At 38.1% G+C, this 18,554-nt stretch carries 20 protein-coding genes, 2 tRNA genes and 1 riboswitch; of the genes, 7 read left to right on the forward strand and 15 right to left on the reverse strand.

Translation table 11 applies throughout. The features are described 5' to 3' along the window. Positions 1-8: 8 nt before the first annotated feature. Complete coding sequence (locus tag R2876_01815; protein MEZ4357357.1) at positions 9-251, reverse strand: sporulation initiation factor Spo0A C-terminal domain-containing protein; 243 nt, start codon at positions 249-251, stop codon at positions 9-11. Between the two features lie 148 nt (positions 252-399). Here R2876_01815 and R2876_01820 point away from each other — a divergent pair, with 148 nt between their 5' ends. Next, positions 400-711 (forward strand): helix-turn-helix transcriptional regulator, encoded by a 312-nt coding sequence (locus R2876_01820; GenBank protein ID MEZ4357358.1) that lies wholly within the window; start codon positions 400-402, stop codon positions 709-711. A 244-nt stretch (positions 712-955) separates the two neighbouring features. Continuing rightward, positions 956-1,783 (forward strand): endonuclease VIII, encoded by an 828-nt coding sequence (locus R2876_01825; protein MEZ4357359.1) that lies wholly within the window; start codon positions 956-958, stop codon positions 1,781-1,783. Between the two features lie 125 nt (positions 1,784-1,908). Here R2876_01825 and R2876_01830 read toward each other — a convergent pair. After that, positions 1,909-1,991 (reverse strand) — tRNA-Leu (locus tag R2876_01830). Between the two features lie 86 nt (positions 1,992-2,077). Further along, positions 2,078-2,617 (reverse strand): SLOG family protein, encoded by a 540-nt coding sequence (locus R2876_01835; protein MEZ4357360.1) that lies wholly within the window; start codon positions 2,615-2,617, stop codon positions 2,078-2,080. Between the two features lie 132 nt (positions 2,618-2,749). Continuing rightward, positions 2,750-2,906, forward strand: a riboswitch (M-box (ykoK) riboswitch). 287 nt (positions 2,907-3,193) lie between these two features. On the opposite strand from R2876_01835, the gene mgtE reads away from it, so the two are divergent. The 3 genes from mgtE to R2876_01850 are packed head-to-tail and all read left to right on the forward strand — an operon-like array spanning position 3,194 to position 5,533. After that, positions 3,194-4,534 carry a magnesium transporter gene (gene mgtE, locus R2876_01840; protein ID MEZ4357361.1) on the forward strand — a complete coding sequence of 447 codons (1,341 nt, stop codon included), beginning with the start codon at positions 3,194-3,196 and terminating at the stop codon, positions 4,532-4,534. Positions 4,535-4,543: 9 nt separating this feature from the next. Then, on the forward strand, positions 4,544-5,143 hold the full coding sequence (locus R2876_01845; protein ID MEZ4357362.1) for an epoxyqueuosine reductase QueH: 600 nt from the start codon (positions 4,544-4,546) through the stop codon (positions 5,141-5,143). Positions 5,144-5,167: 24 nt separating this feature from the next. Continuing rightward, positions 5,168-5,533 carry a hypothetical protein gene (locus R2876_01850; GenBank protein MEZ4357363.1) on the forward strand — a complete coding sequence of 122 codons (366 nt, stop codon included), beginning with the start codon at positions 5,168-5,170 and terminating at the stop codon, positions 5,531-5,533. 22 nt (positions 5,534-5,555) lie between these two features. Here R2876_01850 and R2876_01855 read toward each other — a convergent pair whose 3' ends face one another. From R2876_01855 to R2876_01885, 7 genes are all read right to left on the reverse strand, one after another. Beyond that, positions 5,556-6,023, reverse strand: coding sequence for a 23S rRNA (pseudouridine(1915)-N(3))-methyltransferase RlmH (locus tag R2876_01855; GenBank protein MEZ4357364.1), 468 nt, complete (start codon positions 6,021-6,023; stop codon positions 5,556-5,558). Then, the gene (locus R2876_01860) at positions 6,020-6,814 is read right to left on the reverse strand and encodes an MBL fold metallo-hydrolase (GenBank protein MEZ4357365.1); all 795 of its coding nucleotides are present in this window, start codon (positions 6,812-6,814) and stop codon (positions 6,020-6,022) included. The genes R2876_01855 and R2876_01860 overlap by 4 nt, the downstream gene beginning before the upstream one ends. Positions 6,815-6,845: 31 nt before the next feature. Then, complete coding sequence (locus R2876_01865; protein MEZ4357366.1) at positions 6,846-8,492, reverse strand: peptide ABC transporter substrate-binding protein; 1,647 nt, start codon at positions 8,490-8,492, stop codon at positions 6,846-6,848. Then, positions 8,419-9,009 carry a lytic transglycosylase domain-containing protein gene (locus tag R2876_01870; GenBank protein ID MEZ4357367.1) on the reverse strand — a complete coding sequence of 197 codons (591 nt, stop codon included), beginning with the start codon at positions 9,007-9,009 and terminating at the stop codon, positions 8,419-8,421. The genes R2876_01865 and R2876_01870 overlap by 74 nt, the downstream gene beginning before the upstream one ends. A 17-nt stretch (positions 9,010-9,026) precedes the next feature. Further along, positions 9,027-9,611 (reverse strand): dephospho-CoA kinase, encoded by a 585-nt coding sequence (coaE, locus tag R2876_01875; protein ID MEZ4357368.1) that lies wholly within the window; start codon positions 9,609-9,611, stop codon positions 9,027-9,029. 96 nt (positions 9,612-9,707) lie between these two features. Further along, a complete protein-coding gene (gene polA / locus R2876_01880; protein MEZ4357369.1) occupies positions 9,708-12,221 on the reverse strand; it encodes a DNA polymerase I in 2,514 nt (837 codons plus the stop codon). Between the two features lie 169 nt (positions 12,222-12,390). Beyond that, positions 12,391-12,954 carry a sigma-70 family RNA polymerase sigma factor gene (locus tag R2876_01885; protein ID MEZ4357370.1) on the reverse strand — a complete coding sequence of 188 codons (564 nt, stop codon included), beginning with the start codon at positions 12,952-12,954 and terminating at the stop codon, positions 12,391-12,393. 167 nt (positions 12,955-13,121) lie between these two features. Between R2876_01885 and R2876_01890 the strand changes: the two genes are divergently transcribed. Next, on the forward strand, positions 13,122-14,072 hold the full coding sequence (locus tag R2876_01890; GenBank protein MEZ4357371.1) for a DUF4349 domain-containing protein: 951 nt from the start codon (positions 13,122-13,124) through the stop codon (positions 14,070-14,072). Positions 14,073-14,314: 242 nt separating this feature from the next. Beyond that, positions 14,315-14,620: a hypothetical protein gene (locus R2876_01895; GenBank protein ID MEZ4357372.1), complete on the forward strand. Its 306-nt coding sequence runs from the start codon at positions 14,315-14,317 to the stop codon at positions 14,618-14,620. 287 nt (positions 14,621-14,907) lie between these two features. On the opposite strand, the gene R2876_01900 is transcribed toward R2876_01895, so the two are convergent. The 5 genes from R2876_01900 to R2876_01920 all read right to left on the reverse strand — a co-directional run bounded on the left by R2876_01900 (position 14,908) and on the right by R2876_01920 (position 18,553). Further along, positions 14,908-15,321, reverse strand: a complete 414-nt coding sequence (locus tag R2876_01900; protein ID MEZ4357373.1) for an HAD family hydrolase — start codon at positions 15,319-15,321, stop codon at positions 14,908-14,910. A gap of 10 nt (positions 15,322-15,331) precedes the next feature. Beyond that, on the reverse strand, positions 15,332-15,562 hold the full coding sequence (locus R2876_01905; protein MEZ4357374.1) for an HAD hydrolase-like protein: 231 nt from the start codon (positions 15,560-15,562) through the stop codon (positions 15,332-15,334). Positions 15,563-15,861: 299 nt separating this feature from the next. Continuing rightward, a tRNA-Leu gene (locus R2876_01910) sits at positions 15,862-15,948 on the reverse strand. 219 nt (positions 15,949-16,167) lie between these two features. Then, a complete protein-coding gene (locus R2876_01915; GenBank protein MEZ4357375.1) occupies positions 16,168-17,628 on the reverse strand; it encodes an amino acid permease in 1,461 nt (486 codons plus the stop codon). 133 nt (positions 17,629-17,761) lie between these two features. Next, the gene (locus R2876_01920) at positions 17,762-18,553 is read right to left on the reverse strand and encodes a hypothetical protein (protein MEZ4357376.1); all 792 of its coding nucleotides are present in this window, start codon (positions 18,551-18,553) and stop codon (positions 17,762-17,764) included. Position 18,554: the final 1 nt, after the last annotated feature.

The following is an 18,554-nucleotide window of genomic DNA, read 5'->3' on the forward strand; positions in this document are numbered from 1 at the left end:
AATAGTAATTAAGACAGCCCCTCAAAATTACTTAGCTTTGATTGTAAAATGATATAATCTATTAATTCGTCTGGGGTTGGTACCTCACCTTTCTTTGGTATCTTAGCCCATTGCGAGCGTGCCTTATGGTCGTTACTGTTAAATCCTGACTGTATTGCAATTTCAATTTCTTTTCTGACTTCTTCCACCGTTGTATTATTCTCTTCTGCAATAATTTCAAAGATATGCGTTAAATCTTTTTCTTCACCCATTTATCTACCCTTTTCCACGTTAAATTTGCTTGTATATAGCATGTGTTCATTTTTATAGTGCTATGATACCATATATATTATACGTTTTACAACTATTTTATTGCCTCTTGTGCAACTATAATAGTAGCGTGAGAGGAATTAAGACTTTATGGATATACAAAAACATATCAAACAACTAATGGACGAAAAAAAATGGTCTAAATACAGGCTAGCCAAGGAAGCTGGTTTGTCGCAGTCCACTATTTCGCATCTTTTTAAAAGAAATAATGCCCCAACTTACCCAACGATGGAAGCAATATGCCAGGCGTTTAGTATAACCCTTGCACAGTTTTTCGCTGAAGAAGGTGAGAGTGTACCCCTTACTACAGAGCAGAAAAAGCTTCTCGTCCTATGGGGAACTCTTACTAAAGAGCAGCGTAAAATCGTTATAAGCACAATGGAACATTTTAAAAACGAATAGTTAAATATGCAACCAAGAAAATAAAAAGCCACGTAAAAACGTGGTTTTTATGGTGCAGTTCTAAGGACAAACTTGGAAACCCGCATAAATTAAAGATTTTTTGGCATCAGGCAAACGAATATTGTGAGTACCCGCTTTTATCTTACGTTATGGTTTTATTTTTACATATAGTATAATAAAATTTAGTTGTTAATAAGTATTGTGAAAGTTATTGACGAAATAAGAATTAAAATGAGGTACCGTTATGCTTGAAATACCCGAGAGTACAACTATTGCCAGGCAACTGAATGAAACCTTACGCGGCAAAACAATCAAAAAGGTCATTGCTAATGCCTCCCCGCATAAATTTGCGTTTTATCATGGCGATCCGCTAGAATATAATACACTGCTTAGCGGGCAGGTTATCGGAAGCAGTTCCGGTATTGGAGCGATGGTGGAGATAACTGCTGGCAACTGCCGTATCGTTCTCGGTGATGGAGCAAGCTTGAAGTATTACAGTGATGTAAACGAAGCACCGTCTAAACACCAGCTTTTGATTGAGCTTGACGATAATAGTGCAGCGGTTTGTACAGTTCAGATGTACGGTACAGTGCTTGCTTTTAAAGATGGTCAATATGGTAACAAATATTATTCAATCGCAAAAGAAAAACCCCAGCCAATAAATGATGCTTTTGACAGGGAGTATTTTGATACTCTGCGTATCGAAGGAACAGATAAGCTCTCAGCCAAGGCATATCTTGCCACTGAGCAGAGAATCCCGGGGCTCGGCAACGGTGTTTTACAAGACATTCTTTTTGCGGCCGGTATCCATCCGAAGCAAAAAATGGGAACGCTGGCGGAACGGGATTATACCAGGCTGTTTCATGCTGTAAAGGAGATACTTACGGAAATGACCAGGCTTGGCGGAAGGGATACAGAGAAGAATTTATTTGGCAATGCTGGTGGGTACAAAACCATCCTAAGCAAAAATACAGTTGGAAGCCCCTGTCCAGTCTGTGGAGCAATAATACAAAAAGCTGCATACATGGGCGGTGCGGTATACTGGTGCCCTGAATGTCAGCAGATTATATGAAGTGACCGGTTATAAATCATGCGATAATAAATTGATATTTTATTTTGCGTTATTTTATAGTATCTGCATAAAACAAAAACAGGCCGACGACATGTCAGCCTATTTTTGTCCTTAGGAACATTCAATGGTGCGAAGAACGGGACTTGAACCCGTACGGTTGCCCACACGCCCCTCAAACGTGCGCGTCTGCCAATTCCGCCATCCTCGCTCGTGACAAATAGTATTATATACTAAAAACAAATTGGCTGTCAATCGCTTTAATTCTAATTTCAAAAGTGTTTAAAATTTTTAATCTTAAAACTTTTTTATGGGAGAAAACCGCTCAACGGCCAGGCTATCCGGGTTTATTATGACTATGCTAAGCCCCTTCTTTCGGGCCCTCTCAAGTGTGTTTTTTGTCCCTCCCGGCATGCCACTGAATATACCTATTATATGGGCTGAGTGGTCTACCATATAATTGTTCCTCTGCTGCATGCACCATCTTAGATATCTGTCGTTTAATATAACACTCTCATCTGCTGCTTTAAGTATATCGTTATACCTTTTCTGGTCTGCCGCGCTCCACCTGGCCTCCTGACCCTTATGAGGTATAACTGATATCAACTTAATATCGTATTTCTTCTTAAGGCTTAAGACTGTTTCAGCGCTCCAAAGGTCTGCCCCAAGAGCCATGCCGACATAAAATGTATCTACCCCGTCGTTGACTATCTTATTTTTTATTTCGGCCAACAGCAGCCGTTTTAAAGCTACGCAGCTAAAACTTTCTTCATCGTACCCAAATAAAAAATTTTTAGGGCGATGCCCGGTAAAACAGCAGGATTTTTCTCTTATCATATTATTAAAGCTGCCCCCTTTGACCTTTTAATTATAACATATTTTTTTTACGTTAAAATGCAGATTTTTTATTGATATAAAGGTAAAAACGATTGACAATCAAAGCCATACTTTGTTATTATAGTGTCAGGTAAAAAACTTCGGTAGGTAAGGCTACCAAAGGGATACGGATTGCTGCCGCGGAATAGTGGAGACACTATGAGAAGGTCAGCAGGATGTGTCGAACACAAGGCATATCCTAATGCAATTTCATTGCCCTTTGAAGCTAAAGCTTGAACGGTAGTAAAATTTTTTGTTTTGTCTTCAAGATGAATTATTTTCCTCATGCTATTGTTTAAGCTCTGGCAGAGGATTTTTTATTACAATTAAGTTTAAAGATAAGTGAGGTGAACAGAAAGTGGACGCGTACCACAGTAGTAATAGCACAATGAATATCGGAAAAAGCTTTATGAAAATAATGGGGCATATATGCGTTCATTTTCTATCATAAGCTTTAAACCCATATGAGTTGTGTTTTACTTTCTTTTAGGTTTTTATTAAAAAACTACCAATACTAAAAAAGGAGGAAAACACAAAATGGATATTGAAAAAATTCTCGAACTTTTCGAAAATAAAAAGATAAGCGATTTAAGAGCTATCTTAAAAAATATGAATCCTGTCGATATTGCAACACTGTTTGAAGAAATTCCAGAGGACAAGATTCCCCTTCTTTTCCGTATCCTTCCAAAGGAGCTTGCGGCCGATACTTTTACTAACATAGACGGCGACATGCAGGAGCTTTTGATCCAGGCGTTCAGTGACGGAGAACTAAAAGAAGTCTTTGACGACCTTTATTTAGATGATACAGTTGACATCATCGAAGAAATGCCCGCCAATGTTGTAAACAGAATACTTGAAAGTACCTCCTCCCAAATGAGGCGTATTATAAACGAAGTCTTAAAATATCCGGACGACAGTGCCGGCTCTATCATGACTATCGAATATGTAAGCCTTAAAAGGAGCATGACAGTTGAGGACGCCTTTAACAGGATACGCCGCACCGGTATAGATAAAGAGACTATATACACCTGTTACGTAACCGATGAAAACAGAAAGCTTGCCGGCATCGTATCAGTTAAAACTTTGCTGCTTTCAGAGCCAAGCTGTAAAATCGGCGATATAATGGAGCAAAATATTATCTACGTCGAAACTTTGGAAGATAAAGAAGTTGTGGCAAGGCTCTTTGACAAATACGGTTTTTTGGCTATCCCCGTAGTAGACAAAGAACAGCGCCTGGTCGGTATAATCACGGTCGATGATGCTATCGACGTATTGCAGGATGAGAACACGGAAGACTTTGAAAAGATGGCTGCTATCAGCCCAAGTGAAGAATCCTATTTTAAGATGTCTGTCTTAACACATGCAAAAAACAGGATACTCTGGCTTTTGGTCTTGATGTTATCTTCAACGATAACCGGAATTATAATTACCAATTATACAGATACCTTTGCAACTTTTCCGCTACTCGTAGCATTTATACCTATGCTTATGGACACCGGAGGCAACTGCGGCTCACAAACTTCTACTCTTATAATCCGTGGCCTGGCTCTTGAGGAAATAAAGCTAAAAGATTATTTTGTTGCACTGTTTAAAGAAATCAGGATAGCATTAGTCGTTGGAGTTGTATTATCTATTATAAATGCAATTCGTATCTACTTAATGTATCACGACTTGGCAATTGCGCTTATAACCGCAATAACCCTTATATTCACTATAATCCTTGCAAAGATGCTTGGCTGCTCATTGCCTATGATAGCTAAGAGATTGAAGCTAGACCCAGCTATTATGGCATCTCCGCTTATAACGACGATAGTAGATGCTTGCTCCGTATTTTTATATTTTACGATAGCAACTGCACTGTTAGGGTTACATGTTTAGGATAAGTATATGAATGAAATAAATCATCAGCTACAACTTGAAAATATATTAAACGAGATCAAAAAGGGAAGCCGCCCATCACTACTGCTGCATTGCTGTTGTGCTCCATGCGCAAGTTATGTACTTGAATATCTATCCCCCTATTTTGATATTACTGCGTTTTTTTATAACCCGAATATACACCCAAAGGAAGAGTACGACCTCCGTTTAAACGAACTGAAACGCTTAATAGACAAGGTTCATCCAAATGTCCGGCTCGTTATAGGGGAATATGATAAAGAGGAATTTTTAAAAGCAGCATCCGGGCTTGAAAAAGAAGAAGAAGGCGGAGTAAGATGTAAAAACTGCTTTAATTTAAGGCTTGATAAAACTGCAAAAACCGCAAAGCAAAGCGGATATGATTATTTTACGACAACGCTGACCATTAGCCCCCATAAAGATGTCAAAGCAATAAACGACATTGGTACAATGCTCAGCGAAAAATTTAAAGTTAATTTCTTGCCGGCAGACTTTAAGAAAAAAGGCGGATTCATAAGGTCTATTAAGCTTTGCCGGGAATACGGCATATACCGCCAGAATTACTGCGGATGTGCCTTTTCAAAAGCTTAAATTTTTTATTAGCAGGAGATATTTATGAGAAAAACAGCGTTCTTTTTATTGATTTTAGGAGGGATACTGGCTGTAGCTATTGGCCTTTTGTCCTCTATGACATGGATCATGGTAAACAGCATTCCTTTATCTGATAGGGATACGCTGGATCTTATCCTTACGTTTACCGGCCCCCTTTACATCGCTGCCGGAGTAATCGTTAGTATTTTACTTAGAAAATACACCAAAAGTTTTCTTTATATTTTAATTGGGGCATTTTTAATGGCATTTTTAGTAATCTCTATTGCCCTAGGGTTAACAGACATTTTTAGTATATCGCTTTGTTTTGCTATTTCACTGCTTATTATTGTAGGTGGCATAATTTATGGTTTAAAAACTTCTTCTAATTAAAAAAGCACTTTTGAAAGTGCTTTTATTTATGATAAGTATGCCCCGCCTCTATTTTAAAAGCTCTATATATCTGTTCTAAAAGCATTATTCTGAAAAGTGCGTGCGGGTATGTCATGCGTGAAAATGAGATGCATTTATCTGCCTGTTTTTTTAAACTATCAGACAATCCATAAGAACCGCCGACAATAAATGCTACTTTTGAAGATCCCATCTTTACTTTCGATAAAACCTGAGAAAACTCTTCAGACGAAACTTCTCTTCCCTCAGGAGTCAATACTATTTTATAATATCCGCTACATGCCTCACTTAACCTTTTGCTTTCCGCTTCCACTGCCTTTTTTATTGAAGCGGCATCCGAATCGTTCAGCTTTTCCTCGGCTACTTCAGTAATATTAAGCGCGGCAAATGCTTTTAAGCGCTTTAAATATTCGTCTAGGAGCATTTTATGTTCTTTTTTTACTTTTCCGACGGCAGCAATCAATATATTCATGGTTCAATTACAAAAACTCTTTTAGAGCCGCTTCTCGCTGCGACTTCGAGTATCATATCTTTTTCTTTTACCCCTGCACCATTGAGTGCAGAAAAAACCTCTTCGTATGCTATTTCACTTTTATTGTTATGGATGCTCAAGTGCCCCAGGATTATGCCCCTTACATCCCTTTTGGCAAATTCAACGGCAGCTCTTCCTGCATCCTCATTTGAGAGGTGGCCTTTTCTTCCCAATATACGTTTTTTTAAACGCTCCGGATACCTGCCGGACATGAGCATTTCTATATCGTGATTTGCCTCAAGCAATACCATCTGGCAGCGCGAGACCCTTTTTGTTATATCATCGCTCAGCTTTCCTAAATCCGTTACGCAGGCGACAGATACACCTTTATATGTTACTTTATACCCTACCGGGTCCTTTGCGTCGTGAGGGACACTGAAGCACTCTACTTCTAAATCGTTTATATATAGATTGCTTTCCTCTATTATACAGGTGTTTTTCGTCCTTATATCCCCTATCTTATTTTGCATAGCTATATAAGTGCCTTCGTTAGCGTAAACCGGCAAATCATAATTGCGCGAAAGCGTGCCTACTGAACGTATGTGGTCTGTATGTTCATGAGTAACAAGTATCGCGTTTAAGCTCCTAATATCTTTACCGACGGCTGCAAGCGCTTTTTTTATATTTTGTGCAGACACACCTGCATCTATTAAAATCGAAGTCCGCCCGTTACCGATATAAATCGAATTGCCGGACGAACCGCTGAAAAGCGGTATAAATTCAAGTGGCATAAGTTCTCCTATTTATTTTAAAAGGGTATATTTAAGAAATCACATTCCAGTCAACTATCGAGGAAAAAATATTTAACTCCCTAAGCCCGGTTATGTTTTCTATAGACGCACGAGACAAAAGGGAATACGTCCTAAAGTAAAGCGGTATATGAGGCAGATCGCTGGTAAACTGCGCCCCAAGCGCCTCGTATGCATTTTCAAAGTCTGCATCTAAAACTGCCTTCCTGCAGTTTTCTATAAGAGAGGTTACTGCACTGTTTGAATACCCGGAATAGTTTAAGCTACCGTCGGAATTCATAAATGCCGACAGGTCTGGGTTCTTGTCTAAATAAAAAGTGCAGATCGCTAAATCAAACTCCTTGTTATCTAAAGCAGATTTATATGAGCTAAAAGATTTAGCCTCAATGTTGACTTCTATACCTGCAGCTAGCAGGTCTTCTTTTATGATTTCAGCCAAATCTATTAAGTACTTTTCACTGTCTGACTCAAGCACCAACAGGTTAAGAGTAATACCGGAATTTCTAACCTTATTTTTTAAGATTCCCGTCTCTTCATCGCGTTCAGTATATCCAAGCCCATTTAAAAGGGTCTCAGCTTGTTGAAGGTTATATTCGTATATCGTATTCTTTTGGTCATAAAGCCAACTATCAGGCGGGATAGGCAAGTCCGTTGCTACGCCGTTGCCAAGCAGCACATTTGAGATTATGTTGCTCCTGTCTATCGAGTATGCTATTGCTTTTCTGATAGATACATCAGATAAATACTCATTTTGAAAATTTGGTACTAAACACGTATAGTACTGTGTCATATACGAAGTTACATTTGTGACGCCTTCGTTCTTATACTGGCTGGATGCAAGCTTAGATATCGTAGCTATATCTAGTACGCCCGCCTCATAGAGGTTAAGTTCCTCTTCTTCGCCACCTACTATGTAACCAACTATGTCCTTAATACTCACTGGTTTTGTCTTCCACCAGGACTCATTAACTTCAAGGGTTATACCGGTATCGTCTGATTTACTCACCTGGTAAGCTCCTGTACCGATATATTTTTTGCTGTCAAAGCCGCTTTGATAATAACTCTTTGGTATTATTGGGAAGTTTAAATGGTATAAGATGCTGTTATTAACGGATTTTGTAACTATCTTAACCTTATAATCTCCTTCCGCCTCATACGATTCTATAATGTCGTTTATACCTGCATAGACAGAATCATCAGTGCTTAAATTAGCAAGAGTATCCAAAGTAAATATAACATCACTTGCCTTAAACTCACCATTGTCCCCATGCCATTTTATACCCTGCCTTAAAGAAAAAGTCCATGTCTTGCCGTCTGCATCTACGCTCCAAGTTTCTGCCAGTTGGGACTTAAAAGACCCGTCATTATCTATGTATATAAGCCCTTCAAATATCAAAGATTCAAAGTTAAGCATGTCCACATTTTTGGTTTTAAGAGGATTGTCGCTTACGTTTTCTGGTATTGCAACATAAACAGAGCCCGATATGTCTGTACTTGTTATCCCGCTACCGTCTGATTCTGTGTCTGTCTCGGTTATGCCGCATGCAGACAAAAATACCGCCAATGCCAAAGCAATTATAAGTATTCTAGCTAAGGTCGTATATCTTCTTGTAAACATCGTAAGCTCCCTGTACCTTCTCAACGTATTTTTCAGTCTCACCGTAAGGTATGCTATTTAGCGTCTTCCCATCTGATGAATAACTTACATCACTAAGCCAGTCTGCAACTTTATTAGGCCCTGCATTATATGCCGCAAGCATGGTCTCCGTGTCTGAAAAACGGTCTAGTAAATAGCTTACATACCAGCAGCCGAGTTTTATATTTGTGTCCGGGTCCTTTAACATACTGTCTTTAAATTCTATACCTAATTTACCGGCTATCCACTCTCCGCTGTCCGGCATTATCTGCATAAGGCCAACTGCACCTGCGGCAGACTCCGAATCTTCATCAAAGCCACTTTCGGTATATATCATAGCGGCAATTAGTGCGCTCGATAAATCGAAGTTAGCTGTTTCATTTAATATCTCTTCTTCATATTTCAATGGATATAAATACTTTTGTAGCTGCGGATATCCAAAATAAGCCGCAGCAGCAAGAACAGCCAAAACCAAAAGGACTATTATCGCTATTTTTAAATTTCTTTTGGTTTTATTTTTGTTTTTCTTGTTATAGTACATGACCTCTCACCTGCTTTTTAAATATTAAGATCCCTTATAAGTCCATCTAGTCTAAGATATGTGTTTTTTATATCTCCGGAATTATCTATTATGACATCAGCCCGGCTTTTTTTTGCTTCTTCGCTAAGCTGGGACTTTATTATATTAAGAGCCTTCTCTTTAGTTATCTTATCTCGCTTTATTAAGCGTTCCTTTCTTATATCCATATCCCCTGATACAAGCCAAACTTTATCTACAGCTTTATCAAGGCCTATTTCATATAAAAGCGGCATGTCGATAAAGACTACATTTTCACTTGTTTTACTAAGCTGTTTTTCAATATCTCTAAGTATTAAAGGATGCATTATAGAATTTAAGCGAATTCTCGCCTCTTCAGAAGAAAAAATCAGGTCTGAGAGCTTTTTTCTTATAAGATTCCCTTCTTCGTCAAAATAACTTTTGCCAAACTCTTTTTGTATTTTTGCTATAGCGTCTCCGCCTTTTTTAGTCAGCTCTCTTGATACCTCATCAGCACATATGACTAAAAAACCTTTTTTTCTAAGATAAGCACTCACGGTAGATTTTCCTGCTGCGACCCCTCCGGTTATGCCAATTTTCACCATAATAATCTTTCCTTTGATTACCTTATTATACAAAAACTTTTCTTATTTGTCATTTAATTAAAAAGCAATTTAAAATTCTACATCCATAGTTTACAGTTATTTTGCACTGTACCAATCGCTACCTACGCTTACATATCCTTTTAGCGGAACACTTAACTTTGCCGCTCCCTCCATTTGAGACTTTAATATGGCTTTTACCTCGTCCACTTCTTCCAATGTATCTACTATAAGTTCGTCGTGGACCTGTAGAATAAGCTTGGATTTTAGGCTCTTGCTTAAAAGTGCATTGTAAACACGTATCATAGCTATCTTTATTATATCTGCGGCTCCTCCCTGTATCGGCGTATTGAGCGCAGACCTTTTGCCAAACTCGCGTATGTTGTAGTTTGGTGAATAAAGCTCATCTATCTTTCTTTTGCGGCCAAACAAAGTCCTTACAAATCCGTCTTTCTGCGCCTGCTTTACAATTTCATCCATATACTCTTTTACACCGCTGAAATCTGAAAAATATTCCTTTATATATTCGCTTGCCTGCTTTTGTGAAATTTTTAAGTTTCTTGAAAGGCCAAAATCGCTAATGCCATATACTATCCCGAAATTGACTGCTTTTGCAGTCCTCCTCATTGCCTCTGTTACTTCGTCTAATGGTACATTGAATACGTGTGCGGCCGTAGCCGCATGTATGTCTAAATTATCTAAAAATGCCTGCTTCATATTTGCGTCGTTTGAAACGTGAGCTAAAAGCCTGAGTTCTATCTGAGAATAATCCGCCGATACCAAGACACATCCTTGAGACGGAATAAAAACTTTGCGTATCTCTTTGCCTTCCATCGTTTTAATGGGAATGTTTTGCAAATTTGGCTCTGTACTAGATATCCTACCTGTAACTGTTGCCTCCTGCTTAAATGTAGTATGTATCTTTCCCTCGCTTATCTGGCTTAAAAGCCCATCTATATATGTGCTTTTGATCTTGCTTAGCTGCCTGAATTCAAGCAGTTTCTCAATTATCGGATGCATTCCAAAAAGCCCTTCTAATACAGACGCGTCTGTCGAAAATCCGCTTTTTACTTTCTTATAAGCAGGCATCCCCATTTTAACGAAGAGCACTTCGCCTAATTGTTTGGGTGAATTTATGTTAAACTCTTCTCCGGCATCCTCGTATATCCCCTGTTCTAAACTGGATATACGTTTCTCATAATCGTCAGCCATGCTTAAAAGCAGGTCTTTATTTACACTAAAACCAATGGTTTCCATATCGTAAAGTACGTTTATAAGCGGCATTTCAATATCAAAGTAGACTTTATTCAATTCCTCGCTGTTTAATTCCTCAAGCTGTTTTTTTGCTATACCAAGAAGCGATGCAGCGCACATGGAAGCGTTAAAAGATTCGCAAAGTTTTTTTGCTGAATAATCCTTACTATTCGGGTCCAAAACGTATTTTGCTATCATCGTGTCGAAATCTATAGTAATCCGACTGCCTATGTGAGGTTCAATCATATGCTGAGCCGTTTTAAAATCGTGGGTCACTTTATACTTGCCTTTGGAAGCACCAAATACTTTTTTCAATATCGTATTTAAATCAAGACTTTTTAGAATGCCTTTTATTGGAAATACGAAATCTTCCTCTTTTGAAACTGCAAATGAGATCTCATCGCTGTTATATAAAAATGCCAGATCCTCTGAGGCATCTATGCTATCTATAAGGCGATTTAAAACCGCTTCATCTTCTATTAAAGTCTTCTTTGCTTCTATCAGTTTCTCGCTGAACATGCGCTTTAGCAAGGATTTAAACCCAAGCAGCTCAAATACCGGCCGCCATACTTCCTCGTTTAACCCATTAAATTTAAGCGACTTTAAATCTACTTTTTCACAACAGGTATCTATTGTCGCCAGTTTTTGGCTTAAATAGGCAGATTCTTTTCCGTTTAGCAGCTTTTCTTTGAGTTTGCCTTTTATCTCATCTATATGAGCATAGATATTGTCTATATTTCCGTAATCTAAAATCAACTTTGTCGCCGTCTTTTCCCCTATGCCTAAAACACCCGGTATATTATCAGAAGGATCTCCGCTTAAGGCTTTAAAATCTATAACTTGCGGCGGAGTCAAGCTATACGTGTCAAATAAAGTTCCTTCGTCCATCTTGACTATATCGCTTATGCCTTTTCTCGTTAGCAGAACGTTCACGTCTTTATTTATAAGCTGGAGCAGATCCTTGTCTCCGGTTATTATATATGTAAAAACACCTGTGTCTTTTGCAGATACGCTGGCCGCGCCTATAAAATCGTCTGCTTCGAAACCTTCTTTTGCTAAAATAGGTATATTTAGTTTTGAAAGTGTTTTAGTTAAAAGCGGGAATTGGCTTAAAAGTTCTTTTGGCGTTTCTTTTCTTTTGGCTTTATACTCTGCGTAGTCTTCGTGCCTAAATGTCTTTCCTGGGCTATCCATTGCAACAGCCAAATAGTCAGGCTCTATGTCCTTTATAGCAGGATATAGCATGGAGAAAAACCCAAAAACTGCATTTGTAAATTCCCCATTTTTACTTAACATAGGTATCGCATAAAATGCTCTGAACATTAAGCTGAACCCGTCTACTACCAAAAGTTTTTTCATAAGATAAGTATTCCTTAAAATTTTTTATATCTATATTATTTTACCATACAAATTATAAAATGTATAAGGCAAATAACCTTTTTTCATCCCAATGACAAATTATGCTATAAAAAAGACAAGGACCTTTATTTAAAATAAGTCCTTGCCTTTTTTATATATTAAAAATTTTTTAGAGGCTGTTTTTTAATTGCTTTTTAAGCCTTTCTCTTCCACGAAACAAACGCGATTTAACCGCACCAACAGATACGCCCGTAATTTCAGATATCTCCTGATAGGTAAACCCCTGGATATCTTTTAGTACTATGGCTATCCTGTCATTAACCTTAAGTTTATAAAGCTCCGACAGTATGTTGTCTAAAAGTTCTAAATTATGTAAAAAATCTTCCGGATTGGAGCCGGCCGATTTGTCGACTATTTCGTTGCCAAAGGAGCTATCCAGTTCTATAGATTTATTGTACGTATTATACTTGTTTTTTCTTATCAAGTCTATACAGGTATTTACCGTCAATTTATATACCCAGGACGAAAATGCACATCTAAACCCGAAACTGCCTATATTCAAATAAACCTTAGTCAGCGCTTCCTGCGCAGCGTCCTGTGCATCTGTTTCGTTTCCCATAACCCTATAGGCTATGTTATAAACTCTCTTCTCATAACAGGATAAGACCTCCTCTAGCGCCTCACTGTCGCCAGAAACAGCCTGTTTTATTAGTTTGGCGTTCTCATGTGGCATTAAAAGGTCCCCGCTTAAATATAAATGTTTTTAGTATTATAGCAAATTTTCACCTTAACTTCAACTAGGTTTTTATAAACCAGTTTTTATGATTTATGGAAACTTTATACATACTATAAACGTCTTAATATATAAATTAGTCCTATTTCATTAAAGGGGTTGTGTTTATGAAAAAATCAAAGATTTTACTTTTCTTATTGTCAATTATATTAGTGCTTTCCTTTGCTGCATGCGGAAATTACTCAGAAGAAACTCCGAATTATGACACGGATGGAATAACTGAATATGGCAGCAATACCATAACTCAAGATTCATCTGCCAGTAATGAGGATGAGTCAAAATCCACTATCCTTGAAAACGTTGTTAACAGTGAAACTAATAGAAAAATCATCTATTCCTATTCGCTTACAATGCGTACAAAAGAATACGACAGCAATATGTCTTCTATAAAATCCATGATCAATCAGTATGGCGGATACATAGAAAATGCCTCTGAAACCGGATCTAAACCCGAGGACTTGTCCGACCCTGGGCGTTATATATATATGACTATCAGGGTACCTGTTGATAAGTCACAGGAGTTTGTAGATAATGTATCTGAATTAGCTGAAGTTACTGCAAACAGTACCGCAGGAAGCGACGTGACTCAAAGCTACATGGATGTAGAGACCCGTATTGAAAATATCTCTGCCCGTATAGACAGCTTGCAGGCGCTTCTTAAAAAGGCCACCTCCATCGAAGATATAATAACTATAGATAAAGAATTAAACGATGCAACGATAGAGCTTGAGAGCTACACCTCCGTAAAAGAACAATACGATAACTTGATAGAATATGCCACCATTAATATCTCACTTGAAGAGATAAATACGAGTACAACTGCTTTAGATGAATCTGATTTGAGCTTTTGGCAAAAAGTAGCCGCTGGGTTTAACAGCGTCGTTAGCGGGCTTTGGTTCTTTATTAAAAATGTCTTGATATTCTTACTATCTGCATCCCCAGTGTTAATAATATTGGCAGGTATAGCACTTGCCATAATAATACCTATGAAAAAACGTAAAAAAGATAAAACAGCCAAACTAGACGAACCCAAAAGTGACAATAAGAAAGACAATTAATAAATAAAAAAGCCCGATACATCGGGCTTTTTTATTTATCGTAAATTCTTTGCCCTAATAAAATATAATATATTAAAAATTAAAGAATTATACAGATATTTGCCTGTAAAACTATATACTTATAGATTGCATCAGCCAATATCGTTAATCTTAACAATTATTCAATAATATAGTGATATGTAGTATAATATTTATATAAACTTAAATACAGCCCTTAATTTAAAAATAGCGGGAGGAAAAGCATGTTAGAGATTATTTTAGTATGGCTACTTTGCCGTAGCAATTCTAAAAAAGCCAAGCTTCGTGGAAAAAGTGGCGGCATGGCAATTGCATACACAATTATTCTATGGTTCGGGTTGGAATTTTTAGGAGCTATAATCGGTACGTCTGCTGGTATGGCGGAACTTTATATTTATCTTCTCGCATTCGCATTTGCCGGATTGGGCGCAGTTATTTCATGGCTCATTACTGTAAGAAACGACCCAATTGAAGAAAATACACCACAAGGCCCGAATGAAAACAATAATCTGCCTGGCGGCAGCGTTTAAATTAAAATTTTAGTACAGGTTTAAATCTGTACCTTAATATAACCCACCTTAAAATACAGATATGAAAGGAAGCCCTTGGTGCTAGCGGAGAGTATACTTATGCTCCGGAGTTTAAAAACGTCTATTTTGAAAATGGAGCTGAATTTTATATGATGTTTGCAGACGATGCTACAATACAGCTTACGCCTAGCAACTAACGCAAAAAAAGTTAAAAGCCGCATCATGATGCGGCTTTTTTATTCATGCTATATAGTAAATATTTTAATTAAAAGCTATATCTTTAAATTTCATTTTGATAGCATACGATGCAGTTCCGCCGGATCTGATACGACAGTTTTTGCGCCGTGTGCAATTAAAAAATCCTTGTCACGGAATCCCCATCCAACAATTATACATTCAATCCCGGCGTTTTTCGCCGTTTCAATATCCACTTCTGAGTCGCCCACATATATGGCCTCATCCGGGCTGCAGTTTAAAGTTTTAAGCACCTCGTTGACCGTGTCCGGAGCAGGCTTTTTGCGTACGCCGCTTCTTTCCCCAACAGAAACATCGAACAAGCCGTTAAAATACTGTTCTAAAAGAATCTGCACGGCATAATCAGCTTTATTTGAAATTACTGCAGTCTTTAATCCTTCTTTTTTGAGTTTTGAGATTAGCTCTAAAATCCCCTCATAAGGCTTGGTTTTATCTGCACAGTGCACCGAATAATATTCAGTAAAATCGGCGTTTAATTGCTTTTACCTCATCATCGTTAATTTCATCCGGAACACTGCGCTTTATTAAAGTGCGGATGCTATTGCCGACAAAGCTTTTAACCTCTAAAAGCGAGCGCTTAGGAAATTTATTTGTTTTAAGCGCAAAATTAAGTGCATCTGCTAAATCTTCAATCGTGTTTAAGATCGTACCGTCCATGTCAAATATTACAGCTTTATGTTTTATCATTTATTTACCCCTGGATTCTTAATTAGTTATGTGAATTAAAGTATCAATAACCCTTTAATTATACCACGCTTATTGCTTTATCCTTATATTAAAATAACCTGCCATCTACTCCTCTCAATATATATAGGACTAATTTTGCTTCCTGATTGGAGGTGCACCGATACGTGTTCAGAAAATAAAACAAGATGAAATTTATATAGATAAAAACATCTTGTGATAAACCATTTTGCGCCTTGAAAATTTCATTTGCAACTAAAAATGCCAAGAAACTAAAAAACCGCCTATTTAAGCGGTTTTTGTGGTGCCGAAGGTGGGACTCGAACCCACACGATATCACTATCAACGGATTTTGAGTCCGTCACGTCTGCCAGTTCCATCACTTCGGCGCGCATATCAATATTAGCATACGCCCTGGATTTAAGTCAATAGCCTTAAATGCCTATAGAAAATTAAATGCCAAAATAAAATATATTTAGCCAAAATAAAATTTTGCCTTTTTGTTGATTCGTGATTTTTCTTGCTTTTTCGAGATTATTCTTGCTTTTTTGTTATGATTTTCAACGTTGTTCCGAAGTTTTTCGGCTATGGATATATTAAATCAAAAACTAAAATCTATGAAACTTTTTACGGGTATTTCTTCTTTTTTTATTTGTGTAAACTCCTATTTCCCTTGAAAACTCTGTTGAAAGTTTGACCTTGTATTTTTTCCTATCAAATGTCTCGTAAACGGCCCTTCTGCCTTTAGATACATTCCTAAATTTCATACTTAAATAAATAGCTGTATATAAAGCAACTATTATCAAGCCGGCAATAAGCCCTATGCCCTGCCCTTCAATAAACGGCATGGAAATGATTATTAAAATAAGGCATATCAAAACTATAATGGAGGTATAAGGATAACCTATTAACTGGCACTTTCCATCTGGTGGGCACCCATTCTTTTTACGGAATTTCATATGAGTGGCCATTATAATCATATATGTAAAGAGTGCCGCGAACCCGCCCGAGCTTATCAAAAACAAATAGACCCTTGGCATTAATATTCCTATACCAAGTCCAACTAGCATAGCAAGGCCGGAAAAAAGTATACCTTTATATGGCACGTCCTTTTTGTCTTTCAAAAAATTGGGTGCAAGGCCTTCGTCTACCAAAGACCGCATCATCCGCCCTAAACCGAACATGGCTGCCAGCATGGTTGAAAGTATAGCTGTTATCAAGACTATGTTTATTGCAGTACCGGCCCAGCCTATGCCCCACCTGTTAAGTGCGGCGACCATAGGGCTTACGCTTTCGTTTAGCTGTGATGTAGGTATCAATGGCAAAAGCACCGCGGCAGACAAAACATAAAATCCCACCAGGCATAAAACCGTATAATTTATTGCCTTTGGCACTGTCACCTTTGGGTTTGCGGATTCAGAAGCTGCAAGCCCTATTATTTCAAAGCCCGCATAGGCAAATATAACTATTAACATGCTTCCGGCAAGGCTGCCGATACCGCCCGGTAAAAGCGGCTCGTTATTTATTTCTCCAAGGCCTATTGGTGTGCCGCCTATTATGCCGATTATTATTAAAACAGCTAATATTATAAAAGAAGCTATCGCCAAAACTTTTATAGCGGCAAGGCCGCTTTCAAGTTTGCACAGCCTGTCTGCCCCTATTAAATTAATAAGAGTAATCGCGATTATTATAATGCCTCCAAGCAAAGGTATAGAGGCATTTGGTATCCACGCCCTTATCAAAATGGATACTGCCGTTGCCTCGCTTGACATTGCAAGGACCATCCCCGTCCAATACACCCAGCCGACTACGAACCCCGTGCCTTTGCCGAAAGCCTCAGAGGCAAAGCTCCTGAATGAACCTACAGCCGGGTTGGCGACAGTCATCTCAGAAAGTGCAAAGAGAATGAAATAAACAAGCGCCCCGCCGATTATATATGAAAGCACTATAGAAGGCCCTGCGGCATTTATAGCCACAGCCGACCCTAAGAAAAATGAGCCTCCTATAACTGTCCCTACTGCTAAAGTTGTTAACTGCCAGGCTGAAAGCCCCTCATTTTTTTTATCCATTTGTTCTCCTAATCATAAATTCTAAGGTTTTATTCTTTTACTATTATTTCTCAATTTTTAAAAATACATTCCTTTAAAAATTTATAATAAAAAAGCCCCTGGGGTTAAACCACGCAGAGGCTTTAGCCTGTTTTTAATATTTGGCTTTTTTCAGGAAGACCCGGTAGGCCATTACAATTAATAAGATGTTGTATGCCGCACCAATAATTAAATACACCGGGTAACTTAAGTTAGCTGCATTGTTTTCTGGAAACAGTTCTAACATTATACCTTTAAGCGCCCAAAAATTTGGGAATATCCCAAGCAGATACTGAAGGCCGCCTGAAAAAGCATCTAAGATAAGCAATGCAGGTACTAAGGCAATCATACCGGTGCCTTTTATGTATGCAAAACCTTCGACTTTGTTCTTGGCAAATGCGCCCTGAAGTAGCGCCAGAGCCGGAACAAACAAAGCAGATACAACTGCAAAAGATATTATATGCCAAATACTTATAGTATCAAATATAGATACGCCCCCGATGGCGTATTCATCTCCTGCTAAAAGCTTTGTACCGAGAAAAATCATAATGGTGCTTATAACGGACATTATGTAGATATAAGTCATCTTAAACTTGACATAACCAGAAGCACCGAGCGGCGTCACTGCTATCGTACTAAGTGTATTTTCATCTTTATGGTCTAGTAGCAGGAAAGTTGCCATTGCGGCCACTAGAAACCCGCCAAAAGCAAGAATAACTATCAAAAACAGCAGCATAGCAACTTTAGTTGTCGCATCGTCTGTTGGTGAAGTAGTGTTAAATACCATTGGGAATATAACCGTAGACAAAAACAGAATGACCAAAGGGAATATGCACATAAAGAGGTTCATAGAATCTCTCACTATTGTCTTAAACTCGTATTTTAATAAATATATATACTTGTTCATT

It is taken from the genome of Eubacteriales bacterium (assembly GCA_041390245.1).
Classification (GTDB): domain Bacteria; phylum Bacillota; class Clostridia; order Christensenellales; family JAWKQI01; genus JAWKQI01.